10 protein-coding genes are annotated in these 11,163 nt (G+C 33.0%); all 10 read right to left on the minus strand.

Annotated elements, in window-relative coordinates; translation table 11 throughout:
- Positions 1–95: 95 nt before the first annotated feature.
- The 10 genes from PHA78_RS06365 to PHA78_RS06410 all read right to left on the minus strand — a co-directional run bounded on the left by PHA78_RS06365 (position 96) and on the right by PHA78_RS06410 (position 11,131).
- Complete coding sequence (locus PHA78_RS06365) at positions 96–1,211, minus strand: glycerophosphodiester phosphodiesterase family protein (protein ID WP_029177963.1); 1,116 nt, start codon at positions 1,209–1,211, stop codon at positions 96–98.
- Positions 1,212–1,295: 84 nt separating this feature from the next.
- Positions 1,296–2,084: a glycosyltransferase family 2 protein gene (locus PHA78_RS06370; RefSeq protein WP_272157865.1), complete on the minus strand. Its 789-nt coding sequence runs from the start codon at positions 2,082–2,084 to the stop codon at positions 1,296–1,298.
- Positions 2,074–2,430: a DUF2304 domain-containing protein gene (locus tag PHA78_RS06375; RefSeq protein ID WP_002937073.1), complete on the minus strand. Its 357-nt coding sequence runs from the start codon at positions 2,428–2,430 to the stop codon at positions 2,074–2,076. Before PHA78_RS06375 ends, PHA78_RS06370 begins: the two co-directional genes overlap by 11 nt.
- Entirely contained in the window at positions 2,430–3,146 is a 717-nt protein-coding gene (locus PHA78_RS06380; RefSeq protein WP_012027228.1) for a glycosyltransferase family 2 protein, read from the minus strand. The genes PHA78_RS06375 and PHA78_RS06380 overlap by 1 nt, the downstream gene beginning before the upstream one ends.
- Positions 3,147–3,249: 103 nt before the next feature.
- Positions 3,250–4,503 (minus strand): glycosyltransferase family 4 protein, encoded by a 1,254-nt coding sequence (locus tag PHA78_RS06385; protein WP_024382266.1) that lies wholly within the window; start codon positions 4,501–4,503, stop codon positions 3,250–3,252.
- On the minus strand, positions 4,503–6,563 hold the full coding sequence (locus tag PHA78_RS06390) for a rhamnan synthesis F family protein (RefSeq protein WP_334311258.1): 2,061 nt from the start codon (positions 6,561–6,563) through the stop codon (positions 4,503–4,505). Before PHA78_RS06390 ends, PHA78_RS06385 begins: the two co-directional genes overlap by 1 nt.
- Positions 6,564–6,572: 9 nt before the next feature.
- Entirely contained in the window at positions 6,573–7,553 is a 981-nt protein-coding gene (locus tag PHA78_RS06395) for a glycosyltransferase family 2 protein (protein ID WP_105121779.1), read from the minus strand.
- Between the two features lie 2 nt (positions 7,554–7,555).
- Positions 7,556–8,545: a glycosyltransferase family 8 protein gene (locus PHA78_RS06400; RefSeq protein WP_272157867.1), complete on the minus strand. Its 990-nt coding sequence runs from the start codon at positions 8,543–8,545 to the stop codon at positions 7,556–7,558.
- Positions 8,546–8,567: 22 nt separating this feature from the next.
- Positions 8,568–9,875, minus strand: coding sequence for a DUF2142 domain-containing protein (locus tag PHA78_RS06405; RefSeq protein WP_044763576.1), 1,308 nt, complete (start codon positions 9,873–9,875; stop codon positions 8,568–8,570).
- Positions 9,872–11,131 carry a polysaccharide biosynthesis C-terminal domain-containing protein gene (locus PHA78_RS06410; protein ID WP_024384362.1) on the minus strand — a complete coding sequence of 420 codons (1,260 nt, stop codon included), beginning with the start codon at positions 11,129–11,131 and terminating at the stop codon, positions 9,872–9,874. The genes PHA78_RS06405 and PHA78_RS06410 overlap by 4 nt, the downstream gene beginning before the upstream one ends.
- Between the last annotated feature and the right edge of the window lie 32 nt (positions 11,132–11,163).

The following is an 11,163-nucleotide window of genomic DNA, read 5'->3' on the forward strand; positions in this document are numbered from 1 at the left end:
CATGACAATATTAGTTTGTTTGTAAAACTTCTGAAATGCTTTTGAAATATTTTTTGATGATATGATTAAAATAGTGCCATCAGTAATAATAAAGATTACCTCAAACTCGATAATCTCTCCATATCACTTGGCAATAATAGACCGGTATAAAAACCATCAATTCCAAGCGCAGAGTATTTCGTCAATTCATCATATGTATGGATGGTATGGGTATAGATTTTTTTATCTAAAGCATGAAGGTTATTAAAAAATTCTGAATTAAAATATCCACCATGATTCAAAGGAATAGTAACCACTTTAATAGATGGATTATTAGCCACAAATTCAATAACCTGTTCCGGACTATCGGGCGAGGCATATAGCGTGTAGATAACATTCGAGAAATCATAAACTTTTTTTAGGGTAGTATACATCGTTTGATTGTAAATTTGTGGGATAATACGACTTAGTAATTCAGGGCTTCGTTTCATTGCTTCATTATAAATTTCAGTAAGCTGATGGATTACCTCTTCTTCTGAAACTTCAAAAGATTTAGTATCCGTCACTAAGAACATATCCTTATTAATCAGCATTTGATCTAACACATCACCAATAAGCATCGTTGTAAAACGTGAATCAGTGACTGGTGATCCAAAAGTTTGAAAATTTTTCCATTCATCTGAGCTCAAAGCTACACCATTCATATAGCCGAATTGGTCCCAATCGTGGACAGCTGCCATCTTCCCATCACTAGTTAAATAGAAATCCATTTCAAATACTCGGTGACCCATAGAATAGTTTTGTTGTAACGCTTCTAAAGAGTTCGTATAAAAAGTATTGTAGGACTTTTCACGATAAGTACCACCAGCATGAGCAATAAGATTTGGAAATTTTTCTATCCACTGATGTTGTGAAAATTCAATATTTTGAACATCCACAAAAATTCCATTAAGAGAGACTTGCAAATTGAATATTTCCTCAATCTTATCTGCTGACAGATAGTCCATCCATAAAAAATGTTGAATATTATTGCTAATATCAAATTGATAACCTGCTTTTGTCACTCTGTTTTTATCTGTATCAATCAGCAAGGAGTATGATAAATCACCGATTTTTTTCTCATACTGCCCAGCAGAAGTTTTTTTAAATGATTGTTTTTCTAAAACCGTATTCAATGGAATATAACCGTCTCGCAACAAAGAAAAATGCTTGTAGCCAACCAGTAAACACATGAATAAAGATACATTTATTAATATATATATATATTAATGAAGCGACAACGTGTTCGTTTGCGAGTTCGTGTATTTCCTTCTATTTTATTTCTCCCCATTGTTTCCTCCATTCGTTTCTTGACTCTTAACATAGTATCTCAAGAGAAATTTGGCAATAAACTCTGGCCAGAACAACAAATACATTTCATAGTCTTCTTGTGTACGAATATTGTTTTCAATGCTATTTGTCGTCTCAGATTCCTCATGGATACGATGATACATCAAACTCTCATCTACAAAGGTAAAGCTCCCATTTTTTTGTGCAATCTGATACCAAGCAAACCAATCAAGAGAAACTTTCATTTCTTCATTGAACTTGAAATCATTCAGTTTCTTCAAATTATAGGTCACAGCTGGACAAGAAATTGGATTACCAAAGGCTAAAACCCTATTCCGCCAAAACTTCCATTTGGGAAACATGGCCATTGTCCGTAACATGAGTTGCTTGATTTTCAAATTTGAAGTTAAGGGAATAGCCACACCTTCCTTAACTTCCTGGTAATCTGAATAAGCAATCAACGTTTCCTCTGTCATCTGAGACATTATTTTTTCACAATAGTCTGGTAAATAAATATCATCTTGATGAGCAATTGTAGCATAAGGGGTTGTTACAAAAGAGAGCGCTAAATTCCAATCTTTTCCAATACCTCCTCCTTGTGCGGTATGCATTACGATTGCATTCTTTTGGCAAATTTGTTCTATATATTCACTCGGAGTACTAGTGTATAGGATAAGTTCTGATTGAAGTGTTTGCTGCTTTAACGAATGGATGCATTCTTCTAGATACTTACTATCTCCATAAGCACAGATAACAAATGTATGGTTATTCTGCATGATGCTCCTCCAACTCAGAGATTCTTTTTTTAGCCATTGATACTTCTTGAATTAAATTTTTAATCTGCTGCTTTTGTTGAGATAAAGCCATACTATGCAAAAATCCAATCACCAAGAGAACAAAAATTGCCACAGATAACAAGAAATTGGAAGTCAGACCAAACCCGAATAAGTAGGCCAATTTAATAGGAATAACATCAAAGAGTGCAAAAACAATCAGTCCGAAGCCAATAACAATCCACATAAAGGCATGTTCGAATAAGATCTTATTTTTATTAATATTCCTAAAAATAAAATACAAAAAACCTAGCGAGGCAAGAAACATAGCTAATGCTTGTATAGTCATTATTCCCCCTCCTTCATAAGCGAAGCAATCAAAATAGATGAGCAAACTTCTACCATGTAGCGGATGGACTTAAATGGAGTAATCGAAGAAACCCCTCCCGCTCTTTCAAACATATTGGCCGGTGCTTCTACTACTTGGAAATTTTGCTTTAGTAAATGAACAGTTGATTCCGGTTCCGGATATTTAATTGGGTATCGTTTTGCAAATTGTGCAATCACTTTTCTATTTCCCAAACGATAACCTGATGTAGTATCCCAAATTCGGTTTCCAGTTGTTAATTTAATCATATTTGAAATAACACCTATCCCAAATCGTCTCATAAAGCTAGTTTGAAATTCCGACAAAGTATCACCAACAAAGCGTGAGCCAATCACCATATCAGCCTGACCAACTAAGATTGGCTGAATTAAGCCATTTAATGAACGAATGTCATGCTGACCATCACCATCAAATTGAACTGCTACGTCATAGTCATTGTCCAAGGCATATTTATATCCCGTCTGAACAGCTCCACCAATACCTAAATTTTGTACTAGATGAACAGCATTTAATTTATTTTGAATCAAAATTTCTTTCGTGCTATCTGTTGAACCATCATTGATGACAACATAATCCAATTGGAAATTCACACTATTTTTATAATCTATAATTCCCTGAACAGTTTGAAGGATACTTTCTTCTTCATTGTAGGCAGGGATAATCATTAATACTTTCATTTTTTCTCTCTAAAACTAGAATTCTATATAACTTTTTAGATTCTACTTACTCATTTGAAGAAACTATAATATACATCTTTCAGCATAGCTATCCTATTATTCATTAAAGTCGAAGTTTATGTCTGATTTTTGTCGCCATATTGCTGATCAATCTTGCATAACGCTCCAATCTTGTTGGACGCATATTTAAAGTCAGTAACTCTTTTATGTGACTTAAATTTGTATTTTGGTGTCCAGTATATTCTAAGTGATTGATGCCGTCCAGTATTTCTTTATAGGCAACTTCCGGTGTATATAGAGTACGTAAACGTTCCACATCAAGCCGAGCCCTATCTGAAAAATTTCTAAAGGATTCAATCACTTGCTCTAACTTAGTCACCAACTCTTCTATATCGCCCAATTTATAAATTTGACCTGCTGAGAATATTTCAAATGCCGTCAAATGTCCTAAATTATCTGATAGAATTACTGGAAGCCCTCTTAAGATTGCTTCAACATAGACTAAGCCAAAAGTTTCCATAGATGAAGGGAAAACACAGATATCTCTATCAGTTACTTCTTCCCAAGGATTATCTAAGTTACCTAAAAATTTAACATTTTTCTGTAATTTATTTTCATGGATATATTCATCACAAATAGCTTTATATTTACTATCCCATCCTCCAATAAAAACCAATTCAATATCTAATCTATTTAGTGTCTTATATGCTTTTATAAGTTCTAATTGATTTTTTCCTTCTGTTAATCGACCAACAGAAACAATTCTAACTTGATTGCCTTTTTTTAAAACTTTTGTTTCTTGCTCAGTATAAGAAATAAACGAATGGACTTTCTTATTAAATAGTGGTGTTAAAAAATTATTTAACTCTCCAGTCACACTAAATAATTCTGAAGAATACTCTTCTATGAAGTCAATTTTATCAGCATAATAAGCAAACTCATTTTTAGGAAATTCATGAATTAGCCAGAAATGAGGAACCTTTTGACATGAGGCAGCAATTGCTCCTTGAAAAACATTAACAGTATTTGAAATAACCAAGTCTATCTCATTTTGCTCAATAATTTCAGCTATGTCTTGAACATTCTGGCGATAGTAGCTTGTAGCCTCTTCTCTATTAAGGATTTCTCCACCTGGTGCATCCGGCCACCACCACTTAATAGTTGGCAAATAGTAATTCTTAACCCCTATCATTTTATAAAGTTGCTCATGCTTATCTTGTGGTTCCCCTCCTATTGCATGAGTAACATTTATAACTGTGTGTCCCAGTTGAATAAGGTACTTCATTAGATAATAAATAGACTTCTCCGCACCATTATCCATACTAGTCGTAGGAGAAATAAACAAAATACGTTTCATTAGACTAACTCTTCTTTCAAAAAATCATTAATTCTATTTGCTGTAGTGCAATGATTCATTACAAACTCAAAAGCATTTTCTGCTATTTGTGCTCTCAAGTCTTGTTCAAGAATCAATCTCTCCAATTTACTTTCCCATTCGTTATCATCTGCTAGAACTCCAGTCACTCCATCTTGAATCATCTCTTCAAATGCTCCAAGATTACTTGCGACTGTCACAACTTTAACTGCTGCCGCTTCTATCCATTTAATTTCCGACTTTGCTTCATTAAAGGTTGTGGTTACAAGCGGCGCCAAGTTAATATCAACTTGTGAAATTAAAATTGGAAGCTTTCTCCAATCAACATACTCATGACTCACAATCTGTTTTTTGAATTTTTGGAATGGTTTCGGAATGTCTAAATATCCTACTATATGTAATTCCACTTGCGGGTACTTTTGAAGTAGGTGTAGCAATGCTTGACTAATTAAATCAAAATTTTCGTTGTGCGTAATTGACCCTGAGAAATATCCTATTTTAACTTTATTGTCGTTCGAATTTTTCTTAACTTGTAAACTACGCTCAACTAATTCTTTAGACATGACGTTGCGATTCAAGATAACCTTGTTTTTATATTGTTCAAGTTCGTCTTTCAATTTCGAAGTCGATGTGATAGCATAATCGCAGAGAGAAAGCATTTTTTTGTAAGCCAAGACACTTGTATCATAGCCCTTTTTCTCTCTCTTGCTCAAGCCTTGGGTAAATTCAAGTTCATCTGTAAATTTTGTATCAAAAACCAAATCATCAATATCAAAATAAACAGGTCTGTTCTTTATGTGTGCTGCCCTACATATTTCTTTCAGCATATCGTTGAATGGAGCACGATAAATAATAATATGACTAGCAAACTGTGCATCCTGAAGTTGTACAAGAGAATTATTTATCACTCGAACTGTATAACCAAGTTCTCGCAATTGCTCAGCCTTATTTAACACACGATAACGTGTACATTGTGGAATAATATTTTCGACACCATCAATAATCAAAATATAAGATTGATTTTCTCTAGTTTTAAAATCTTCTAATATAGAAGACACCACTTCAATCGGATAATCTGTTTCCTTAGCAATATACTCCATCAAATCCGGAATCTCAGATTCTCTTTCTAAACCATGCCAAAAATATTGTTCTCTGTCATAATTTCTAAAGGCCGAATACTTAACTAATGGACAACCTTGTTTTAATAATTTAAGCGGATGAATATACAATGCACTATCTTTCGTGTCTTTAATCAATGCATCGTACTTAAAGCCTCGATCATAAAAATATTTTGCAAACACAGTTTCATGTTTTCCAATTGCCTTATTACGAGAATCCGTATCAGAGAGCTTTTCCCAATAATCATAAAATCCTTCATACCTAAGCAAGCTATTTTCAATAACAACAAAATATGATTGTAAGTGCTTAGGAATTTTACCATAAGGGTTATAACCAGTAAAGTCTAGCTGCTCCTCACCCATAGAAATTCCCCAAAAGTCTAGCTGATCGGAATTAAACTCAGAGAAAACCTCTTCCAAATCTCTAAAAGGACCAATATTCGTATCATTAACCAAGATGAGCTGATTATATTGTTGTAACGCCTCTTTTCCAGTATGTATTATCCCGTGTCGGAAAGCCGCAACGTCATAGCCCTCATTATCTCTTTCCAAAACCTTACCAAATTGTGCTAAACGATTTATATCAGCCTGTGGAAGTTTACCATTTACAACAATTAAAACATCTCGAGAAATTTTAGCCAATGCCTCTAAAAAAATTACTTTATAGTCCTGTAAAGACGATTGATGTTCATAAATTGTGTAAATCAAGTAGCGATTTTTGATATCTGAATAATTATTTCTACGTTGCTTATCACGTTGCAAAGCTAGTAGAGTTCGCTTTATATATTTTGGAATGCTCCAGAAAAACTTTGCAATATTTTTGGTAAGCTCTAAAATATAAAACAATAGCTTGTATTTACCTGATAAGATAAATAATCGCGTTGTGAAATTTCTAATCCACCTTTTCACAGTGTTACCAATCACTTTCTATTATTATCTACTTTTATAAATTTTCAAAAGTTTGTTTTGAATAAATGTTGATACATATATCCCCAGAACTCTGGTCATTAAACCTGAGATTCTAAACGAAACAAGTTCTACCCTATGTGAATATTTTAGCAAATATCTAAATTTTTTCACAAACATTTTTATATCAGAATTATTCAGATATGGAAATACAAATGGCAAGATGGAAATATAAGAATTTGATAAATAAATCAAAAGTGCTTCTTGTTTCTCATTCGATAGTTGTTTAAAATTCTTTAAATTTTCTTCAATTCCTCTAAAGGCATGTTCTACATGTCGAAGCGTGACATTATTTGTAATACTTCCTTGTCGGTTCTGACGATACATGCATTGTGTATTATCTACAACAATAAATACATTCAACTCTTTCAAGAGATTTGCACACCAAATACCATCTTCATATAAATATCCACTCAAGAAATTAAGAGCAGAGGTAAATTTATCTCTTCTGACACACTTATTCCAAGCAGGGGTGATTAGGGCTCCTGTTTCAACGAGTAAGCGCGTATCTGTAATAACCTGATGAAACGGTAATTTTTTAGAAAAATTTCGAACTGCTACATCATCCTTACCGTAAAAGTAGGAAAATGGATAGATAACTGCATCAATAACTTCGTCATGTGAAATTATTTCTCTATTAATTTCATCTAAAAAGCATATATCGGTCCAAAAATCATCACCATCTAGGAATAAAATATAGTCACCACTAGCGTTCTTTATCCCTGTATTTCTGGCTGCAGATAATCCCCCATTAGACTGATGAAATACCTTCACCCTATCATCTTTAGCTGCTAATTTATCGCATATATTGGAGGTTATACCATCTGTAGAACCGTCATCTACCAACAATATTTCAAATTCTTCATAAGTCTGATTCAGTACACTATACACACATTCTTCCAGATAATCAGCAACATTGTACGCTGGGATAATAACGGAAAACTTCACACCTAGACTCCTTTTTGTAATCTAATTTTCCTATATTTCATGAATACAGGAATTAAGACTGTAATAATTTTATAGCGCAACATAGGAAAAGGCTTCATAATCATGTTAAAAAGATTAAAGCAGAAAAAGTAAAACTGCCAACCACTCTCAAATTGAGTACCTCTCCATGGCGTCTGATTTAATGCAGAAACATAGTCCTCTCTAAATCGATGTTTATTTCCGATTCTCCATGGGCGTTCTTCGCCTAAAAAATGAACAATACGTGGTTGCTTACGAATTTTTACAAATTCTTCTTTTGAAATAAACGTTGAAGGACTACTTAATTTTTCCAATGTACGATATGGATAAACATCAAAAATATTAAAATAATTATAAGTGATTGAGAGTGTTTTTATCTCTTCTTTCAATGCTCCATTCAGTGCATCTTGATCATTAGCAAAAAGCTCTCCATTTTTTTCTTTATAATAATCAAAAATAATTGTTCCTATACTTTTTGAACGCCACCGTTTCAAATCGATTAGAAGAACTCCCGCATTATGATATGTATACGTACCCAAATTTAAACTTTCTCTTCTCTCAGATGAAGCTGTTGGTTCTGGGCACATTCCAAGGACTCTCCCCTCCAAATCTACTTCCCATAGCTCCCGAATATTTTCTAAAACTAAAGTATCTCCATCTAAATAGATGATTCTATCAACTTCTTCGGGCAGTAATTTATCTACAAGTAATCTTGCAAGTACAACCGAAACCCAACCATTTGTGTCAACTTCAAAATCAAAATATGATTCCAAGTTTTCCAATTCAACGATTGTCAATTTATTTCCTCCGTCGGTAACAAATTGATGAAGTTTTTCTTTATTCTGTTGACTTATACCATCTGAGAAAAGATAAAAATGGCATGTATCGTCTTCGTTTAATGTTCGCATGATTGAGCCCATACAAGCTGCAACTTGCGGGACAAAAGCATCATTCAATGTAAATAATATATTCACGTTTCCCTCTTCCACTATCTTCTTACAACCAATAATAATCCACTATCAAAAATAGATACATGATAAAGTTAATGACTACTGTGCCAGTGATTAATCGTATCAAATACTTCTGTTTTACCGATACACTTACCTGCTCTTTTAACATTAAACATGCCGGAAATAGATAGACTAAAAATGGAGTAAAGTATCTTCCTTGTGCCCCTTGAGAAATCATTGCATTTGGTCCAATAGCTGTCGGTGTCCATGCAAAATACATGCCCGCTACAATGATAGCTACCTGAACAGGGAGTACAAATAACGAAGCAAGACCTTCTGTTTTACTTATCTTTAAATTTCCATCATTAAATAATAATAACGTAAAAATGAAAATATCTATGAAAATTAACCAGAGAGGTAGTTGAGTAACAAACCAGCCAAAATAACCAAAAATACCAACCGTTAAAATACCATTAAGATGATCATTTCTATTATTGATAAATAAACTGTTTATCATCACTTTAACAAAGTGCACGACACCACCTCTATTATGTAGGAATAGATAGCTAACAAGTAAAACTAGTCCTAATCCCAAAATAAGAATTGGTAATCTTCTCTTTTGAATCCATTTTAAAATCGAATTAAACTTAGATAAGACACCTTCAAATTCAAAATCAACAAAAAACAATAGTGCCAAAAGTAAAATATTATTTGCTTTTGTTAAATATAATAGCAAGGATAATAATATTAAATTAATAAATTTCCTGGTGGTCAGTACCTTGTCTACCAATAAGTTAACATAAAAAACAAAAAATGCAACAACAGCCAGATAGTTCACCACATCATAAGACAGTGAGCCAGCCTGCTGAATCATCATAGGTAAAAGTGAGACAAAAAACAGCGTCATCTTCCCATACTTTATTTTTTTTATCAAATAGTAGATACCTATAATATAGACTATTGTATTAAAAAGGCGCCCTATAGTGACCATCATACCATATGACGGATAAATCAATTTACCTACAACTAGACCAATTAGCTGAGGTGTACTCATTAACGATTTCAGAGAAAAATCGATAGATAATTTGTCTTTTGAAAAATCACGAATTTTGGTAAAAAGGCTTGAATATTCTGTAGAATCAACTGCATGAATCTCCGGTTCTGAATACGTAAAATCTGCTGTCCGTAATTCATTCATTGCCTCTGTATCTCTACTTGTCGGAGAATCAAATAATATATTCCACGACATAAAAGCATGTGTTGCTTCATCAGGAACCTTTGTCACAGGCATAACAAATATTGAAATTAACAAAAAGGGGATTGCTAACCTTAAAAATAATTTTTCTATCTTCATTCTTGTACTTCCCAATTCAAATGTTTTTGCAATTTTAGATATATTACTAAAGAAATTAAAAACCAAGTCCACATCGAACTAACAAAAGCAATAGCTGCCCCCAATATTCCATAATATTCTACCAATGGATTAGAAATCAATATGGATAATAGACAAGAAATTGCAAATGAAATTACGAGATACTTTTGCTTCCTCAAAACAGTAAGCATGTTATCACAAATGGTTGCAAAGGTACTCGCAATTCCCCCAAGCATTGTTATAATAAAGCTTAGCCAGTATTTATTAAGATTCGTTCCATAGAGAATATTTAATGCTGGAATCCCCAATACTATCCCCCCGACCAAAACTAACACAGCCAACCCGACAACCATTTTAACGATACGCTTCTGATATTGTTTAAATTGATTATAGTCCCCAGCTCTTCTATATATAGCCAACTGAGTTATCATGGGTCTAAACAAAATCAATAAAATATTCATTGAAAAAACAGGCATAAATAAAATGTTAAAATCCCTTTGAACACCCGTTCCTATAACACCTCTCTCAAAAAAAGTATTGAGAGCATATTTAGGTTGATTATAGATAGTAACAAGTAAAAATGCATTAATAAATAACGGCAAGCATTCTGACAATATATTTTTAATGGCTTTCAAATTAATTTCTTCTTTGATAATCCTCGTAAATTGAAACAAATTCGGAACATCAAAAAAGAAAACAAATAAATATGAACTAATTACTAGATAGATTAATGAGAGTAGCAGGTTATTGGTTATAAACAAACCAATTCCAAATGTCAAAATCACAATAGAGTTTCTCAAAAAAAGTGATTTACCTGCAATATCTAGCCGAGCATTTTGTTGGAACAATCCTTGAAAAACGTCCGACAGAGCATCACTTCCGCGATACAAACATATTAGGAAAATACAAACAGATTTTTGAAATTCATATTTAGACAGAAAAATATAGCTTAAGGCAAGTAATAGCATAATAGTGATTGTTATAAGCCTTGTTGCAAGATACTGGCTAAACGAAAACTTTTTCGAAACATCAGTCGCTTGATAATCTCTTACCTGAAAACTAGCAATGATTACAAAAAGATTTGCTACTGCATAGGCAAAACTAAAAATATCAGCCTCTAATTCCGTCAACAAACGTGTTACTAGTAACAATAAAAATATTGATATTGCTGCTGAAGAAATACTTCCTAATAAATTCCAAATAAATATTGTTTTTGGTGATACTATTTTGCTCTTCACACTATCTTCCCCTTGTTTGTCATCCGTTATCC

Source organism: Streptococcus sp. HN38 (assembly GCF_028335765.1).
Lineage (GTDB): Bacteria > Bacillota > Bacilli > Lactobacillales > Streptococcaceae > Streptococcus > Streptococcus suis_P.

Coding starts and splice junctions, on each gene's coding strand:
- PHA78_RS06405 (WP_044763576.1), bottom strand. CDS start 9,875: ATGAAGATAGAAAAATTATTTTTAAGGTTAGCAATCCCCTTTTTGTTA.
- PHA78_RS06375 (WP_002937073.1), bottom strand. CDS start 2,430: ATGACTATACAAGCATTAGCTATGTTTCTTGCCTCGCTAGGTTTTTTG.
- PHA78_RS06385 (WP_024382266.1), bottom strand. CDS start 4,503: ATGAAACGTATTTTGTTTATTTCTCCTACGACTAGTATGGATAATGGT.
- PHA78_RS06380 (WP_012027228.1), bottom strand. CDS start 3,146: ATGAAAGTATTAATGATTATCCCTGCCTACAATGAAGAAGAAAGTATC.
- PHA78_RS06370 (WP_272157865.1), bottom strand. CDS start 2,084: ATGCAGAATAACCATACATTTGTTATCTGTGCTTATGGAGATAGTAAG.
- PHA78_RS06365 (WP_029177963.1), bottom strand. CDS start 1,211: ATGTGTTTACTGGTTGGCTACAAGCATTTTTCTTTGTTGCGAGACGGT.